Origin of the sequence: Oceanimonas sp. AH20CE76, assembly GCF_039654065.1 — a bacterium.
Classification (GTDB): Bacteria; Pseudomonadota; Gammaproteobacteria; order Enterobacterales; family Aeromonadaceae; genus Oceanimonas; species Oceanimonas smirnovii.
This window is the reverse complement of sequence record NZ_CP155481.1, coordinates 265,001-280,914: the sequence shown is the minus strand read 5'-3', so window position 1 is coordinate 280,914 and position 15,914 is coordinate 265,001. Positions and strand designations below refer to the sequence as shown.

Annotated in this window: 13 protein-coding genes, 1 tRNA gene and 2 rRNA genes (1 of these 16 cut by a window edge); 9 read left to right on the top strand and 7 right to left on the bottom strand. The window is 56.4% G+C overall.

Features of this window, described 5'->3' with window-relative positions; genetic code table 11:
• The first annotated feature begins 87 nt into the window (after positions 1–87).
• The 4 genes from N2M06_RS01415 (at position 88) to N2M06_RS01400 (ending at position 5,751) form a co-directional block, all read left to right on the top strand.
• Positions 88–813 (top strand): response regulator, encoded by a 726-nt coding sequence (locus N2M06_RS01415; protein WP_317074598.1) that lies wholly within the window; start codon positions 88–90, stop codon positions 811–813.
• Positions 803–2,173 (top strand): ATP-binding protein, encoded by a 1,371-nt coding sequence (locus N2M06_RS01410; RefSeq protein ID WP_346351384.1) that lies wholly within the window; start codon positions 803–805, stop codon positions 2,171–2,173. The genes N2M06_RS01415 and N2M06_RS01410 overlap by 11 nt, the downstream gene beginning before the upstream one ends.
• Before the next feature lie 73 nt (positions 2,174–2,246).
• Entirely contained in the window at positions 2,247–3,515 is a 1,269-nt protein-coding gene (locus tag N2M06_RS01405) for an O-acetylhomoserine aminocarboxypropyltransferase/cysteine synthase (RefSeq protein ID WP_346351383.1), read from the top strand.
• Between the two features lie 73 nt (positions 3,516–3,588).
• Entirely contained in the window at positions 3,589–5,751 is a 2,163-nt protein-coding gene (locus N2M06_RS01400) for a heavy metal translocating P-type ATPase (RefSeq protein ID WP_346351382.1), read from the top strand.
• A gap of 48 nt (positions 5,752–5,799) precedes the next feature.
• On the opposite strand, the gene metF is transcribed toward N2M06_RS01400, so the two are convergent.
• Together metF and csiR are read right to left on the bottom strand one after the other, a co-directional pair.
• Positions 5,800–6,705 carry a methylenetetrahydrofolate reductase gene (metF, locus tag N2M06_RS01395; protein WP_346351381.1) on the bottom strand — a complete coding sequence of 302 codons (906 nt, stop codon included), beginning with the start codon at positions 6,703–6,705 and terminating at the stop codon, positions 5,800–5,802.
• 215 nt (positions 6,706–6,920) lie between these two features.
• On the bottom strand, positions 6,921–7,610 hold the full coding sequence (csiR, locus tag N2M06_RS01390; RefSeq protein ID WP_346351380.1) for a DNA-binding transcriptional regulator CsiR: 690 nt from the start codon (positions 7,608–7,610) through the stop codon (positions 6,921–6,923).
• A gap of 166 nt (positions 7,611–7,776) precedes the next feature.
• On the opposite strand from csiR, the gene glaH reads away from it, so the two are divergent.
• Positions 7,777–8,745, top strand: coding sequence for a glutarate dioxygenase GlaH (gene glaH / locus N2M06_RS01385; protein WP_346351379.1), 969 nt, complete (start codon positions 7,777–7,779; stop codon positions 8,743–8,745).
• 104 nt (positions 8,746–8,849) lie between these two features.
• Positions 8,850–10,061 carry an L-2-hydroxyglutarate oxidase gene (gene lhgO / locus N2M06_RS01380; RefSeq protein ID WP_346351378.1) on the top strand — a complete coding sequence of 404 codons (1,212 nt, stop codon included), beginning with the start codon at positions 8,850–8,852 and terminating at the stop codon, positions 10,059–10,061.
• A 91-nt stretch (positions 10,062–10,152) separates the two neighbouring features.
• Here lhgO and N2M06_RS01375 read toward each other — a convergent pair whose 3' ends face one another.
• On the bottom strand, positions 10,153–10,767 hold the full coding sequence (locus tag N2M06_RS01375) for an OmpW family outer membrane protein (protein WP_346351377.1): 615 nt from the start codon (positions 10,765–10,767) through the stop codon (positions 10,153–10,155).
• A 246-nt stretch (positions 10,768–11,013) separates the two neighbouring features.
• On the opposite strand from N2M06_RS01375, the gene rnk reads away from it, so the two are divergent.
• The 3 genes from rnk to N2M06_RS01360 all read left to right on the top strand — a co-directional run bounded on the left by rnk (position 11,014) and on the right by N2M06_RS01360 (position 13,406).
• Positions 11,014–11,421 (top strand): nucleoside diphosphate kinase regulator, encoded by a 408-nt coding sequence (gene rnk / locus N2M06_RS01370; protein ID WP_019935818.1) that lies wholly within the window; start codon positions 11,014–11,016, stop codon positions 11,419–11,421.
• 129 nt (positions 11,422–11,550) lie between these two features.
• Complete coding sequence (locus N2M06_RS01365) at positions 11,551–12,507, top strand: AEC family transporter (RefSeq protein WP_346351376.1); 957 nt, start codon at positions 11,551–11,553, stop codon at positions 12,505–12,507.
• Complete coding sequence (locus N2M06_RS01360; RefSeq protein ID WP_346351375.1) at positions 12,507–13,406, top strand: LysR family transcriptional regulator; 900 nt, start codon at positions 12,507–12,509, stop codon at positions 13,404–13,406. The genes N2M06_RS01365 and N2M06_RS01360 overlap by 1 nt, the downstream gene beginning before the upstream one ends.
• A 3-nt stretch (positions 13,407–13,409) precedes the next feature.
• Here N2M06_RS01360 and N2M06_RS01355 read toward each other — a convergent pair whose 3' ends face one another.
• From N2M06_RS01355 to N2M06_RS01340, 4 genes are all read right to left on the bottom strand, one after another.
• The gene (locus N2M06_RS01355) at positions 13,410–14,099 is read right to left on the bottom strand and encodes a phosphatase PAP2 family protein (protein ID WP_346351374.1); all 690 of its coding nucleotides are present in this window, start codon (positions 14,097–14,099) and stop codon (positions 13,410–13,412) included.
• Positions 14,100–14,276: 177 nt separating this feature from the next.
• Positions 14,277–14,353, bottom strand: a tRNA-Asp gene (locus N2M06_RS01350).
• Between the two features lie 36 nt (positions 14,354–14,389).
• Positions 14,390–14,504: ribosomal RNA gene (rrf, locus tag N2M06_RS01345) — 5S ribosomal RNA — on the bottom strand.
• Positions 14,505–14,634: 130 nt separating this feature from the next.
• Positions 14,635–15,914: ribosomal RNA gene (locus N2M06_RS01340) — 23S ribosomal RNA — on the bottom strand; it runs 1,608 nt beyond the window's last position.

Below are 15,914 nucleotides of genomic sequence, written 5' to 3'. Positions count from 1 at the left end.
GTGTCACAGCGCCGCACACTGACACACTTTGACATTATTTCCGCCATGGCGGCACCTATACTGAGCCCGGTATGGCAGGAGAGCACAATGAACAAGAGTAAAGAGTTACTGGTGGTGGACGATCACGGAGAAATTCGCGATTTATTACGTCGCTTTCTGGAGCAGCATGGCTACCGGGTGCAGGCGGTGCCCGATGGCCATGCCATGCGCCAGCATCTGGCCCGCCACCAGCCCGATCTTATTATTCTTGATTTAATGCTGCCCGGCGACGACGGCCTGACACTGTGCCGGGAACTCAGAGGCCAGGGCAATCAGGTGCCCATTATTATGCTCACTGCCATGGGCGAAGACACGGATCGCATTATCGGCCTGGAAATGGGGGCCGACGATTACCTGCCCAAACCCTTTAATCCGCGCGAACTGCTGGCCCGCATCAAGGCGGTGCTGCGCCGCCAGCATGGTAACGAGCATCATCACACTGCCGATATGCCAAAAAAATTACGCTTTGGGCACTGGCTGCTGAACACAGCACGCCGGGAGCTGACCGGCCCCAATGGTATTACTATCAGCCTGAGTACCGCCGAGTTTGATCTGCTGCACGTCTTTACCCAGCACCCAAACAGAGTGCTGAGCCGGGATCAGCTGCTGGATCTGGCCCGGGGCCGGGAAGCCCAGGCCTTTGACCGTGCCATCGACACTCTGGTGAGCCGGCTCAGGCGCAAGCTGGAAGCCGACTCCAAAAACCCGGAACTGATCAAAACCATTTGGGGCGGCGGCTATATGCTGGCAGCGGATGTGCACCATGAAGATTAAGCAGCGGCTGCGCTTCTGGCTGGGCAGCCTCACCGGCCAGATTATTCTGGTGGCCTTGTGCGCCCTGGCGCTGGTGCAGCTGGTAAGCCTGCAAATTTACCGGCTGGAACGGGAAGAAGCACTGGGGCTGGTAAACAGCCGCTTTACTCTGCAGCGGCTGATGGCGGTCACCCGCTTATTACATCAGTCGCCTCCCGAGCTGCAGCGGGAAGTGCTGCGCGCCAGCCGCAGCGAAACCCTGTTGCTGAGTCTGAGCCGGCAGGCACCCGAAGACGGTGAGCGCAATCCGGTATTTGAGCGCATTGTGCGCAACCGGCTGGGCTATCCGGAGACGCTTGCCATTCATATAAACGCAGAAACCGGCAGCGGCCATGCGCTGCCCCCGCCGCCGGAGCGCCGGCCTCGCCATCCTCATCACCATGGCCCTGATGTGCGGCTCCATGGCGGTATTGAGCTGGATAAAGGCGTCTGGTTGCATTTCACCTCTTTGGTGGATGCAGAAAATACCGGCTGGTCGCTCAGGGCCATGTTTTCCCTGGGGCTGTTGGCCGCCCTGCTGACCGGCCTGATGATCTGGCTGCTGCAGCGCATTACTCAGCCGCTTAACCAGCTGGCGCGCCGGGCCGAGCAACTGGGCCGGGGCGACAAGGCCGAGCCGCTGCCGGAAACCGGCCCCAGTGAAATTCGCGATACGCTCTCTGCCTTTAACCGCATGCAGGAGCGGCTGGACCGCTTTGTGACCGACCGTACCCGCATGCTGGCGGCCATTTCTCACGATTTGCGCACACCGCTTACCAGCCTGCAGCTGCGCTGCGAGTTTTTGCCCGAAGGGGAAGACAAGCACAAGCTGCAACAGGGGCTGAAACGCATGGAGCAAATGCTCAATGCCACCCTGCGCTTTGCTCGGGACGACGGTCAGGACGAGCCCATGCGGGACCTGGATCTGTCCAGCCTGGTGCAGAGCCTGTGTGATGATCTGCAGGACGCCGGCCACAAGGTGATATTGGAAGAACGCGAGCCCATTTTATTTCATGGCCGCAGCCAGGCACTGCGCCGGGCTCTGCAGAACTTGCTGGAGAACGGCATTAAATACGGCAACAGAGTGGAAGTGCGGCTGCTGGATGAGCCTGACCATATTCGCATTCTTATTCGTGACTTTGGCCCCGGCATTGCCGAGGAGCAGCTGGAGGAAGTGTTCAAACCCTTTACCCGGCTGGACAGCGCCCGCAATCTGGAAGACGGCAGCATAGGCCTTGGGCTGGCCATTGCCCGCACCTTAATACACCAGCACGGCGGCGAACTGCACCTGAGCAATCACTCCCGGGGTGGCCTGCTGGCCACGGTATTACTGCCGCATTAGTTCCGGCCTTTACTCCCTTCGGCAAACTGCCTACATTGGAAAACCCGACCAAAGCACAAGGACGAATTTTTTGATGAAAGACGAAACTCTGGCCATTCACCATGGCTACACCACGGATCCCACCACCAAGGCAGTGGCTACGCCCATTTATCAGACCGTAGCCTATGAATTCGACAGCGCCCAGCACGGTGCCGATCTGTTCAACCTGGAAGTGCCGGGCAATATCTATACCCGCATCATGAACCCCACCAACGACGTGCTGGAGCAGCGGGTGGCCGCCATGGAAGGCGGCATTGCCGGCCTGGTGGTGTCTGCCGGCAGCGCCGCCATTCACTATGCCCTGATCACCCTGGCCAAAAACGGCGACAACATAGTCACCACGCCCCAGCTCTATGGCGGCACCTACACCCTGCTGGCTCACATGCTGCCGGATATGGGGATTGAAGTGCGCTTTGCCGACAACGCCAGCCCCGAAGCCATTGCCAAACTGATCGACGCCAACACCAAAGCGGTGTACTGCGAAAGCATCGGCAACCCGGCGGGTAACGTGGTTGATATTAAAGGCCTGGCCGATGTGGCCCACGCACAAGGCGTGCCGCTGGTGGTAGACAACACGGTGGCCACGCCGGTGCTGTGCAAGCCCATCGAGTTTGGTGCCGACATAGTGGTGCACTCGCTTACCAAATACATTGGCGGCCACGGCAACTCCCTGGGCGGCATTATTGTGGACAGCGGCAAGTTCCCCTGGGCCGAACACAAGGAGCGTTTCCCTCAGTTCAGCAACCCCGAGGCCGCTTACCACGGTGTGGTGTATACCGAGGCCTTTGGCCCCGCCGCCTTTATTGCCCGCGCCCGCACCGTGCCTCTGCGCAACACCGGCAGTGCCCTGGCCCCGCTCAACGCCTTTTTGCTGCTGCAGGGGCTGGAAACCCTGTCGTTGCGCATGGAGCGCCATGTAGAAAACACCTTTAAGGTGGCCGAGTATCTGCAGCAGCACGACGCGGTAGACTGGGTGAACTACGCCGGTCTGAAAGGTCATCCCGATTATGAGCGCGCGCAGCAGTTTATGCAGGGCAAGCCCTCGGCCATTCTGTCGTTTGGCCTCAAGGGCGGTTATGAAGCCGGTGTGCGTTTTTATGATGCGCTCAAGCTTATCAAGCGACTGGTGAATATTGGCGATACCAAATCACTGGCCTGCCACCCCGCCTCTACCACTCATCGCCAGATGAGCGAAGCCGAACAGGCCCAGGCCGGCGTTAAGCCCGAGATGATCCGTCTGTCCATTGGCATTGAGCATGCCGACGACATTATTGCCGATCTGGAGCAGGCACTGAAGGCGTAAGCATTGCCCGGTTGACTCTTGACTAAGCTCCAGGGTTTACACTGACAACAGTGTGTTATCAGGAGAGTCAGTCATGCGTCACTGCTGTGATCAAAACAGCTGTCATCAATCCACCGCCGTCGGCCATGACGGCGGTGCTGCCGCCCCCATCGCCGATACCACCGAGCATCGCTGGCGCATTCACGGCATGGACTGCCCCAGTTGTGCCGGCAAAATAGAAACCGCCGTTAAGCGCCTGCCCGGTGTGCACAGCGCCGAGGTCGCCTTTGCCACCGAGCGGCTGCGGGTGCGCCTGACTGCTGAAGGCAGCCGGGAGCAAGTAGTAAGAGCCATTCACGCCGCCGGTTTTACTCCCTTTAATGATCAGGCCCCCTCGGCCCCAGACGTGCCTTTCTGGCGGCGTTATTCCTTCTTGTTAACCCTGCTGCTGCTGATGCTGCTGGCCGGTGTGGCCCGGCTGCTGTGGCCGGCGGCCGCGCCCTGGCTGTTTACCCTGGCCACACTCTGGGGGCTGGTGCCCATAGTGCGTCAGGCCTGGCGGCTGGCCCGCAGCGGATCGCCGTTTTCCATTGAAATGCTGATGGCGGTGGCCGCCAGCGGGGCCCTGTTTCTGGGAGAAACCGCCGAAGCGGCCATGGTGCTGCTGTTGTTCGGCATTGGCGAGCAGCTGGAAAACCTGGCCGCCGGCAAGGCCCGCCAAGGCGTAAAAACCCTGATGGCACTGGTGCCGGAGCAAGCCCGGCTGATCACTCCCGAGGGCATCAGGGAAGTGGCTATCAGCGAGCTTAAACCCGGCCATGAAATAGAAGTGCACCCCGGCGGTCGCCTGCCTGCCGATGGCATATTGCTGAATGCGCAGGCTGCCTTTGATGAAAGCGCCATTACCGGCGAGTCTGTGCCGGTGGAGCATGAGCGCGGCGCTCAGCTGGCCGCCGGCAGCCTGGTGGTGGATAAGTCGGTGCGCTTAACGGTAACCTCACAACCCGGCCACAGCACCCTGGACCGCATTCTGCATCTGATGGAGCACGCCGACGCCAACCGTGCACCCATTGCCCGCTTTATTGACCGTTTCAGCCGCTGGTACACCCCCGCCATGATCGCTACCGCCGCTCTGGTGGCGGTGCTGCCGCCTTTGCTGTTTGCCGGTAGCTGGGAAACCTGGATTTATCGCGGTCTGGTGCTGCTGCTGATTGGTTGTCCCTGCGCCCTGGTAATTTCCACCCCGGCGGCAGTTACCTCGGCACTGGCAGCGGCCAGCCGCATGGGTGTGTTAATCAAGGGCGGTGCCGCGCTGGAGCAACTGGGCAAGGTAAATATGCTGGCCTTTGATAAAACCGGCACCCTGACGCAGGGGCAGCCGGTGCTGCGGGAGCTGTGCCTGTATGCCGGTTTTGGGCGAGAGCAGGTGCTGGCGCTGGCCGCCGGGCTGGAAAGCGGCTCTCACCACCCTCTTGCCAGAGCCCTGGTCAATGCTGCCGCTCAGGAGCAGATTGCAGCACTGGAAACCGGTGAAAAACACACTCTGCCCGGGGCCGGCATTCAAAGTCGCTGGCAAGACCAGCCGGTGCTGCTCTGTGCGCCGTCTTATTTACCCGAAGCCGACTTCAGCCCTCAGCAAATCGCCGATATGGAGCGATTGCGGGCCGCCGCCTGCACCCTGGTGGTGCTGGTGGTTAATCAGCAGATTGCCGCCCTGTTTGCGCTGCAAGACACCCTGCGCCAGGATGCCAAAGCCGCCATGACCGCCCTGCACAAGCTGAAAGTAAAAAGTCTGATGCTGACCGGTGATCATGAGCAAACCGCACGGCACATTGCCGCTGAGCTTGGCATGGACTACCGTGCCGGCCTTAAACCCGAGCACAAACTGGAGCAGGTAGCCCGGCTCAGTGAGCAGCATTGCCTCGGCATGGTGGGCGACGGCATTAACGATGCCCCGGCCCTGAAGCAGGCCAGCATCGGCATTGCCATGGGTCAGGGCACGGATGTCGCGCTGGACAGCGCCGATGCTGCCCTCACCCACAACCGGCTCACGGCGCTGCCCGAGGCGGTGCGGCTGTCCCGGGCCGCCAGTGCCAATATTCGCCAGAACATCACCCTGGCGCTGGGGCTCAAGGCGGTATTTCTGATCACCAGCATTACCGGCGTCACCGGCCTCTGGCTGGCGGTGCTGGCCGACACGGGTGCCACTGCGTTAGTCACCCTCAACGCCCTGCGGCTGCTGCGCTTTCGGCCATAAAAAAGCCCCCGGCAACCGCGTTGCCGGGGGCTTTTACTGACAAGGGGCTTACTCGGCGACGGTGGCTACCGGCGGGCGCACACCCAGGCTGTGACAGATGGCATAGGTCAGTTCGGAGCGGTTAAGCGTATAGAAATGGAAGTCTTTCACTCCTTCCCGGCTCAGCACACGGACCTGATCCATGGCGATGCTGGCACCCACCAGATTACGGGTATTCTGATCATCATCCAGACCTTCAAAGCGCTGGTGCATCCAGCGAGGAATGCGCACATTGGAGAAACCGGCAAACTTGAGCAGAGTTTTGTAGTTGGATACCGGCAATATGCCCGGCACAATTTCTGCGTCTATGCCAACGGTGGCACAGCGATCCCGAAACCGCAGATAAGACTCCACGTCAAAAAAGAACTGGGTAATGGCCCGGTTGGCCCCGGCATCAATTTTTTGCTTCAGGCTGAGCAGGTCGGCCTGAGCGCTTTTGGCTTCCGGATGCACTTCCGGATAGGCGGCTACCGAGATATCAAAGTCGGCCTCTTCCTTTAGCAGGCTGACCAGATCGGCGGCATACATATCGGGTTTTTCCATGCCCTCGGGCAAATCACCACGCAGGGCCACTATCTGGCGAATGCCGCTGTTCCAGTAGTCCCGGGCAATGCCCCGCAGCTCGTCGCGGCTGGCATCAATGCAGGTGAGGTGCGGGGCGGCAATCAGGCCGGTTTTTTCCTGAATGTCTTTAATGACCTTGTGGGTACGGTCCCGGGTGCCGGAGTTGGCACCGTAAGTCACGGAAACAAATTTGGGCTCCAGCGTTTTCAGCCGCTCAATGGAGTTCCACAGGGTCTGCTCCATCTGTTCGCTGTTGGGCGGAAAGAACTCAAATGACACATTAATATCGCCATTCAGCTCGGACAGCGACTGATTCAGCGCTTCAACATGACGCGCACTGTGAAAACCCATGATTTGCTCCTGATTACTTACTGCTTACTTCAAGTGAGTCCATTATGCCTTGATATCACCGCACCTGCTGTAAACCAGCGGCTGACTTATGAGCCGTGGTGGCACATTAAGACGTTTAGACATCTGAATGTCTGAATATTTACACGTCTTGACTTGAGTTAGCAAGATCTTCTTGTAAAAAACCAGTCAATACACGCAAACACAGCCGGGCTGATTCAGCTGATACCCTGCTCAGCCAGCACTTGTGTAATGATGGGCACCGGACTTTGCAGATGCTCCCGCATCATGGCCGCCGCTTTTGGCTGACGCGCCAATATGGCCTGCAGCAACGCCTGATGCTCTTGCTGCTTATCGGCCAGGGCCTGTTCACTGAACACGGTGCGTTTCAGCCATAAATACCGGTAGCGGGCAGCCTGATCCATCAGGGTGCGGCGTACCACCAGCAGCTGGGGCGAATTGCAGCCGGCAGCCACCGCCTCATGAAAAGCCTGATGCCGGCCATCCCACTGATCGAGCTGATCTTCCACCGAATTAAGCTGAGTCACCTTGGCCAGGGCATGATGTGCCGCCACCACCCCTGCTTCCCACAGATCGTCGCCCCGGGTCATGGCCAGCTCCACGATCAGGCCTTCCAGCTGAGCGCGGGCGTCATAAATATCCTGCAGTTCGGCCACCGACATGGGGCTGACACGAAAACCACGCTGGCTCTCTGCCGTGACCAGCCGCTCCGATACCAGCTGCGACAGTGCCTCCCTGAGCGGGCTCACTCCCAGGCCATAACGGGTTTTAAGGCCGCTCATCAGCAGCTTTTCGCCGGGGCCGAAGTGGCTCTCAATAATGTCCTGTTTCAGTTGCTGGTAGGCGGTGCGGGCCAGGTTCTCCCGCGGAGCCTCGGGGTTGCTCATGATGATGTCTCACTGTGAATGAATGGTGCGCATTATAACGAAATTGTAACGGAGATCATAAAATCACCACTAATAATTGACACAAATCAAAAATGTCGACATTTTATATATAAAGCGACATTAATCGCATTCATCAACACAGTGTCATTACAAGGAAGCCCCCAAGATGTCTAACATTGCTACCGCCGATTTTGTTAATCACCAGTACCAGGGTTTTAGCCTGGCACCCTCTGCCCAGTCTGAGCGCCTGCTGGAGCTGCGCTTTGACGAGCACACCGTGAACGCCTACCTGAAGGCCACTGCCGAATGGCCGGTGCAAGCGCTGGAATACAAGTCTTTTCTGCGCTTTCGGGTTGCCCAGATCCTGAACGATTTGTGTGGTCAGGCACTGCAGCCGCTGCTGGTAAATACCCTGGTGGACCGCAACACAGGTGGTCTGCTGATCACCCCGGAAGGTCTGGACAAGGTTGAGCAGGCCGAAGACATGGTCAAATTCACCACTGCGGTTGCCCATCTGTTCGGCCGCTCCAATTTCGATGCCATGAGCGGTCAGTACTACGCCCGCTTTGTGGTACAGAACAAGGATGCCTCCGACAGCTACCTGCGTCAGGCGCACAGAGTGATGGAGCTGCACAACGACGGTACCTTTGTGGAGCAGGACACCGACTATGTGCTGATGCTGAAAATTGATGAGCAGAATATGGAAGGCGGTAACTCTTTGCTGCTGCACCTGGACGACTGGGAGCACCTGGACCGCTTCTATGCCGATCCTATGGCTCGCCGCGTGATGCGCTGGGCAGCACCACCCAGCAAGAACACCACCAAGGATGTGTTCCACGCCGTGTTCGATACCGATCGTAGTGGCAAGCCCATCATGTCTTACATTGACCAGTTTGTGCAGCCCAAGAACTATGAAGAAGGCGTCTGGCTGGCCGAGCTGTCTGAAGCGCTGGAAACCAGTGTTCACCGGCTGTCGGTGCGCGTGCCTACCGGTTCATTTTTGCTGATCAACAACCATTTCTGGCTGCACGGCCGTGACAAGTTTACTGCCCACGACGGCCTGCGCCGTGAGCTGATGCGTCAGCGGGGTTACTTTACTCACGCCAAAACCCTGAAAAATCCGCGCCAGGGCTAAAGCCATTGACAGAGTGCCGACGGCACCCTGATATTAAAAACAATGATTTAAGACCGCCGGGGCCGCCCCGGCGTTGTCTTCTCTAACAAAGAGTGAGCAGCACAGTGTTTGATTTTATTATTATCGGTGGCGGTATCGTCGGCATGTCTACCGCCTGGCAGCTGAAAAAAACCTACCCCGACAGCAAAATGTTGCTGGTAGAAAAGGAAAGTGGCCCGGCCCGGCACCAGACCGGTCATAACAGCGGTGTTATCCATGCCGGTGTTTACTACACACCAGGCAGCCTGAAGGCAAAATTCTGCCTTGAGGGTAACCGCGCTACCAAGGCGTTCTGCCGTGAGCATGACATTCCCTTTGATGAGTGCGGCAAGTTGCTGGTAGCCACCAACGAGCTGGAAATGGAGCGCATGAAGGCGCTGTGGGACAGAAGCGAAGCCAATGGTCTGGAGCGCTACTGGCTGAATGCCGACGAGCTCAAGGAGCGCGAACCCAACATTACCGGCGTGGGCGGCATTTTTGTGCCGTCCAGCGGCATTGTGGATTACAAGAAAGTGACCGCGGCCATGGGCAAGGAGTTTGAGCGGCTGGGTGGCGAAATTCGTTACAGTACAGAAGTAACCGGCCTGAAGGAAGAAGCCGAGCAGGTGGTGGTGCAAACCAGCCAAGGTGATTTTCAGGGTAGATTCCTGGTGTCCTGCTCCGGCCTGATGGCCGACAGAGTAGTGCGCATGCTGGGCCTGCAGCCCGAATTCAAGATCTGTCCCTTCCGTGGTGAGTATTATTTGCTCAAGCCTGAGCATAATCAGATTGTAAACCACCTGATCTATCCGATTCCGGATCCGAACATGCCCTTCCTGGGCGTGCACCTGACCCGCATGATCGACGGCACCGTGACCGTGGGCCCCAATGCGGTGCTGGCGTTCAAACGCGAAGGTTATAACAAACGGGATATTTCCCTTAGCGATACTCTTGAGATGCTCACTTATCCGGGCATTCTGAAAGTACTGATGAAAAACCTGAAACCCGGCCTGACCGAGATGAAAAATTCCATCAACAAGGCCGGCTATCTGGAACTGGTACGCAAATACTGCCCCAGCCTGGCACTGAGTGACCTCACCCCTTATCCGGCAGGTATTCGCGCTCAGGCTGTATCCAAAGACGGCAACCTGGTAGACGACTTTTTGTTTGTAAATACCAGACGCACCCTGAATGTATGTAATGCACCGTCGCCGGCAGCCACTTCTGCCATTCCTATTGGCGGCTATATTGTTGATAAAATAAAAGCGCAGGTAGAACTGCCGGTTGCTGCAGTTTGATGATATTCCGGTAATAAAAAAGGGCAGACCCATGGTCTGCCCAAAAAACACTGCCGAGGTTTAGTCCCTCTCAACCCGTATTGCAAATCAATCAGAAACGATAACCCAGACCCACCATCAGACCGATGGGATCGATACTGGTGTCATAGGTCTTGCCTAACCGTTTAGAAGTAACCTCTGTATCAATATCCATATACCAGATAGAGCCGTTTACAAACAGATTATCGGTAACCTTCATATCCAGGCCGGCCTGAGCAGCCAGGCCCCAAGAATCGTCCAAACTAACATCATCACCATCTAATGCACCACGACCTTCTTCATCAAAGAAAAAGGTGTAGTTTACGCCGGCACCCACATAAGGGCGCACCTTGCTCTGAGCATTGCCAAAGTAGTACTGACCCATCAGGGTCGGCGGCAGATGCTTGATCTTAGCTACCTCACCGAAACCTTGAGTACTTACAGAGTGAGAAAACGGAGTAGCAGCCAACAGCTCAACACCCCAGTTGTCGGTGATCATATAAGACAGAGTAAGGCCCAATTGAGTATTTGAGTTCGGTTCCAAGTGTCCAGAACCAACATTATCACCACTGCTATTAGGGGACACAGTCACTGCACCGCCACGAACCAGAATATCACCGGCCTGGTGAGCAAAGGCAGCGGAAGGGGCTATCAGGGCGGCAGCGACCAGAAGAGCAACTTTTTTCATATTCTGTCCTTAATATGTTGATCAAGATGGTTTCGACTGAGAGCAGTTTGCCCGAACTGCTACGGAACTTTTTTGATTTAACGCAAATTAAGGGCGGTTTTCGCCTCAAGCCACGGAACTTTTCCTTACAGAAAAAATAGCCATGAGCGCTACTGGTCAAATCTGAATTCTTAGGGTATATCTTTAGTCATTGAATACAGGCAGCGCTTTTTGGGCGTTGCCTGATTTTTTTGGTTGGAGGTTTATATGGCCCAGTTGCCGCCTGTAACAATTTCTACTCTCGATCTGGCCCGCCTTGAGGCGCTGCTCGACAAACAACCCGACTCGGATGCAGTGCGCCGGCTGGAAAACGAGCTGGAACGGGCGACTATCGTCACTCCTCAGGAGATGCCGGATAATATTGTCACCATGAACTCGGTGATCCGTTTCAGTATGGCAGGAAGTGATGAAACCTTTACCAAGACTCTCTGCTTTCCGCGCGACATGGATGGCAGCAAAGACAAAATCTCAGTGCTGGCACCCATTGGTACCGCTCTGCTTGGTTTGTCTGTAGGCCAATGCATTGAATGGCCCGGTCCCAACGGCAGGCCGCTGACAGTTACCATTACCGATGTGGAGTATCAGCCCGAGCGGGCCGGCGATTATCAGTCATAAAACGAAAAAAGGCGCTTTCATGCGCCTTTTTTCGTTTGCTGACTTCACGCTTCTCTGGCATTGATATTGCGTACAGGGCCCGGTCACTGCATGCTTGATCCCTGATTTTTCCGTCATACTCATTACAATATGAATGCTTTGGCCAACAGCTTGCTGTTTTCCCTGTCAATTACCGGTCCTATCTGCCTGTTATTACTGCTTGGCTTCTTTCTGCGTCGCACGCAGATGATGAATGAAGGCTTTATCGATGGGGCCAGCAAGCTGGTTTTTAACATCACACTGCCGGTGCTGCTGTTCACCAGTATTGTCAGTGCCGACATCAGTAAGATGGCCAGCCCGGGACTGATTGTATATGGTATTGCCGCTACCTTACTGATGTTCCTGCTACTGGAGTTGCTGGCCACCCGCCTGACACCCAAAAGATCATTGCGTGGCATTCTGGTACAAGGGGCTTTTCGTGCCAATATGGGCATAGTGGGGCTGGCTTATGTCAACAATGCCTATGGCAGCCAGGGCGTTGCCGCCATGGCGTTTTATGTGGCCTGTCTGACCATACTGTTTAATATTCTGGCGGTGATAACCCTGAGCCGCAGTCTGAATACCGGTGACGCAGTACGCCCCGCCGCCATTATGCTTGGCATTGTTAAAAATCCGTTGATTATTGGTATTGTTGCCGCCCTGCCCTTTGCTCTTAGCAGCTGGCAACTGCCAGATGTCTTCATGAAAACCGGCGCATCACTGGCTCAAATGACACTACCGCTTGCACTGCTATGTACCGGAGCCAGCCTCAGTCTGAAATCCGGCAGAGAAGACACCGGCCTGTTGCCTGTGATTACATTGCTGCGGCTGATACTGGTGCCGGGATTTATTACCCTGGGAGGCTGGGCAATAGGATTCAGAGATGCCGAGCTGGTAATGCTGTTTTTGATCAACGCGTCACCTACCGCCGCCGCCAGTTACGTTATGGTCCGGGCCATGGGTGGCAACGCCGTGCTGGCAGCCAACATTATTGCAGTCACCACTCTGGGATCTCTGCTGACTACCAGTCTGGGTGCCACTCTGCTCAGCACCCTAGGAGAATTTTGATGCAACGGGAAAAAGCCCTGACCCTGGATGCACTGAGAGTACTTGACGCCATTGAACGCAGAGGCAGCTTTGCCGCTGCTGCCGATGAGCTGGGCAAGGTCCCCTCTGCACTCAGCTATACCATTCAGAAACTGGAAGACGAGCTGGATTTAACCCTGTTTGATCGTTCAGGCCACAAAACCCGCTTTACGCCAGTAGGACGTTTGTTACTGGAACAGGGACGCCATCTGTTACAGGCATCCAGTCAGCTGGTAGAAAGTGCTCAGGCCCTGGAGCGGGGCTGGGAAACCAGTCTGACCGTAGCAGTTGACGGCATTCTGCCCTGTCATCACCTGTTTCCGGCGCTCGAAGCCCTGCTGCAACAGACTGATACCGATATCCGCTTGTCTCATGAGATTCTGGCTGGCAGCTGGGAAGCACTGGAAACCGGCAGGGCTGATCTGGCGATTGCTGCGCTACAACATGATCTGCCGGTACATAGCAGCATTAAAACGCAGCAGCTCTATCAGGAAAGCTTTATTTACGTTGCTCATCCTGCTCATCCCATTCATCAGGAAAGGGCCCCGCTTAGTGACGAAACGCTGCAGAAATATCGCGCCATTGCCGTGGCTGACACGGCACGCAATAAGCCTGCACTCACTTATCATTTATTCAGCAAGCAGTCGCGCCTGACCGTCAGCACCATGCAAGACAAGATAAGTGCGCTCAGGGCCGGACTGGGGATCTCGACCCTGCCTCTGAGCTGGCTTGAAGATATATTGGAGCAAGGAGAGCTGAAAGCGGTGGCAGGCATAGCACCACAAAGTGCCAATGTGGTACTGGCCTGGCGCAGAGATGCCATGGGCAAGGCCAAGAGCTGGCTCATTCGCCAGCTGCCGGCCCTGCTGGAAAAACAGTGAGGATCAGCGTGAAGGAAAGCGCTGAGATATTCTGGTAACCAGCGCGTCTATTAATCCGGTGTGCAACAGCCAGGCCAGACCAAAAGCCGCCACAGCAAAGGCACCCACGTAGATATCGGTGAACCAGTGGGCTCCTCCCATCACACGAGGCGCAGAGAACACCACCACAAATAAACAACCCCAGAGGCCGGCTTTCCAAGACAGAAAACGCCAGGCGAAAGCGGTAAAGATCATCAGCATCAGGCCGTGATCACCGGGAAAGCTGTCACCGGAGGAATCCTTGGTCTTGAACGGTGCCAGCTCGGTCAGCCTGAGCACGTTGTCAAAGGTCAGGGTCGGGCTGGGGCGCTCCACCGGAATGGCGCGTCCCAGCTGGTTCAGCCCGACTGCGGTCAGCAGCATGCATACGCCGATGATCACCAGCCGCTGGCGCTGTTCGGCATCGGCCTTGCGATAAAAGCTGTAATACACAGCGCCCATGGCAAGCAGCGCCACGCCATCAAAGGCCCGGTTGTTGAGTGCCGCGATCAGGTTAACCCATGTCTGGCTCTCTCCCAGCTTGTGGTTAAAGAAATAAAACACCGCCTTGTCGAGCCCGAACCAGAAACCGTGGTTCGGCAGCCAGAACCAGCTGCCCAGCACGGCAAACGCCGCCAGGTTCCAGAACACCAGTTTGTTGTAATTGATAGACATGAGTCCCCCTTGAAACAAGGCGAGCATTGTACGGAATTTTACGCAAGCAGGGCAGCCCTGAAAGGTACCCGCAACCGTGTTTGAAGGCTGAGGTGCGCAGCACCGACATAACCCAGCAAGCCCGGCGCAGCCGGAAATGAAAAAAGCCCCGACCGTAAGGTCAGGGCTTTTGTATGATGGCGGAGCGGACGGGACTCGAACCCGCGACCCCCGGCGTGACAGGCCGGTATTCTAACCAACTGAACTACCGCTCCGCATAAAGCTGTATAGTCAGGAGTACTATATTGGGTGCCTGGCAGTGACCTACTTTCACATGGCAGCTGCCACACTATCATCGGCGCGGGTGCGTTTCACTGCTGAGTTCGGCATGGAGTCAGGTGGTTCCACAACGCTATGGCCGCCAGGCATAAAACTGTAATTCGGAAGAAGCGACCGCCAAGGATGGCGGGAATGCAGAAAATGCAGGAGCAATTTTCTGCGGTTTGATGAATTTCGTAGTCTCGACCTGCAAGGCCTCACACTTCTTGGGTGTTGTATGGTTAAGCCGCACGGGTCATTAGTACAGGTTAGCTGCACGCCTCACAGCGCTTCCACACCCTGCCTATCAACGTCCTGGTCTCGGACGGCCCTTTAGAGGTATCAAGTACCTGGGGATGACTCATCTCGAGGCTCGCTTCCCGCTTAGATGCTTTCAGCGGTTATCGATTCCGAACTTAGCTACCGGGCAGTGCCACTGGCGTGACAACCCGAACACCAGAGGTTCGTCCACTCCGGTCCTCTCGTACTAGGAGCAGCCCCTCTCAATCATCCAACGCCCACGGCAGATAGGGACCGAACTGTCTCACGACGTTCTGAACCCAGCTCGCGTACCACTTTAAATGGCGAACAGCCATACCCTTGGGACCGACTTCAGCCCCAGGATGTGATGAGCCGACATCGAGGTGCCAAACACCGCCGTCGATATGAACTCTTGGGCGGTATCAGCCTGTTATCCCCGGAGTACCTTTTATCCGTTGAGCGATGGCCCTTCCATTCAGAACCACCGGATCACTATGACCTGCTTTCGCACCTGCTCGACGTGTCTGTCTCGCAGTTAAGCTGGCTTATGCCATTGCACTAACCGTACGATGTCCGACCGTACTTAGCCAACCTTCGTGCTCCTCCGTTACACTTTGGGAGGAGACCGCCCCAGTCAAACTACCCACCAGGCACTGTCCTCATCCCCGATAAGGGGACCAAGTTAGAACATCAAACATACAAGGGTGGTATTTCAAGGATGGCTCCACGGCAACTGGCGTCACCGCTTCACAGCCTCCCACCTATCCTACACATGTAGGGTCAATGTTCAGTGCCAAGCTATAGTAAAGGTTCACGGGGTCTTTCCGTCTAGCCGCGGGTACACCGCATCTTCACGGCGATTTCAATTTCACTGAGTCTCGGGTGGAGACAGCGTGGCCATGGTTACACCATTCGTGCAGGTCGGAACTTACCCGACAAGGAATTTCGCTACCTTAGGACCGTTATAGTTACGGCCGCCGTTTACCGGGGCTTCGATCAAGAGCTTCACCTTACGGCTAACCCCATCAATTAACCTTCCGGCACCGGGCAGGTGTCACACCCTATACGTCCTCTTGCGAGTTAGCAGAGTGCTGTGTTTTTGATAAACAGTCCCAGCCACCTGGTCACTGCGACTGGCTCAGGCTCCATCCGCGAAGGACTTCACCCGCTCCAGCGTACCTTCTCCCGAAGTTACGGTACTATTTTGCCTAGTTCCTTCACCCGAGTTCTCTCAAGCGCCTTGGTATTCTCTACCCG

Coding starts and splice junctions, on each gene's coding strand:
- N2M06_RS01400 (WP_346351382.1), top strand. CDS start 3,589: ATGCGTCACTGCTGTGATCAAAACAGCTGTCATCAATCCACCGCCGTC.
- N2M06_RS01360 (WP_346351375.1), top strand. CDS start 12,507: ATGCAACGGGAAAAAGCCCTGACCCTGGATGCACTGAGAGTACTTGAC.
- N2M06_RS01415 (WP_317074598.1), top strand. CDS start 88: ATGAACAAGAGTAAAGAGTTACTGGTGGTGGACGATCACGGAGAAATT.
- csiR (WP_346351380.1), bottom strand. CDS start 7,610: ATGAGCAACCCCGAGGCTCCGCGGGAGAACCTGGCCCGCACCGCCTAC.
- N2M06_RS01375 (WP_346351377.1), bottom strand. CDS start 10,767: ATGAAAAAAGTTGCTCTTCTGGTCGCTGCCGCCCTGATAGCCCCTTCC.
- metF (WP_346351381.1), bottom strand. CDS start 6,705: ATGGGTTTTCACAGTGCGCGTCATGTTGAAGCGCTGAATCAGTCGCTG.
- rnk (WP_019935818.1), top strand. CDS start 11,014: ATGGCCCAGTTGCCGCCTGTAACAATTTCTACTCTCGATCTGGCCCGC.
- glaH (WP_346351379.1), top strand. CDS start 7,777: ATGTCTAACATTGCTACCGCCGATTTTGTTAATCACCAGTACCAGGGT.
- N2M06_RS01410 (WP_346351384.1), top strand. CDS start 803: ATGAAGATTAAGCAGCGGCTGCGCTTCTGGCTGGGCAGCCTCACCGGC.
- N2M06_RS01405 (WP_346351383.1), top strand. CDS start 2,247: ATGAAAGACGAAACTCTGGCCATTCACCATGGCTACACCACGGATCCC.
- N2M06_RS01355 (WP_346351374.1), bottom strand. CDS start 14,099: ATGTCTATCAATTACAACAAACTGGTGTTCTGGAACCTGGCGGCGTTT.
- N2M06_RS01365 (WP_346351376.1), top strand. CDS start 11,551: ATGAATGCTTTGGCCAACAGCTTGCTGTTTTCCCTGTCAATTACCGGT.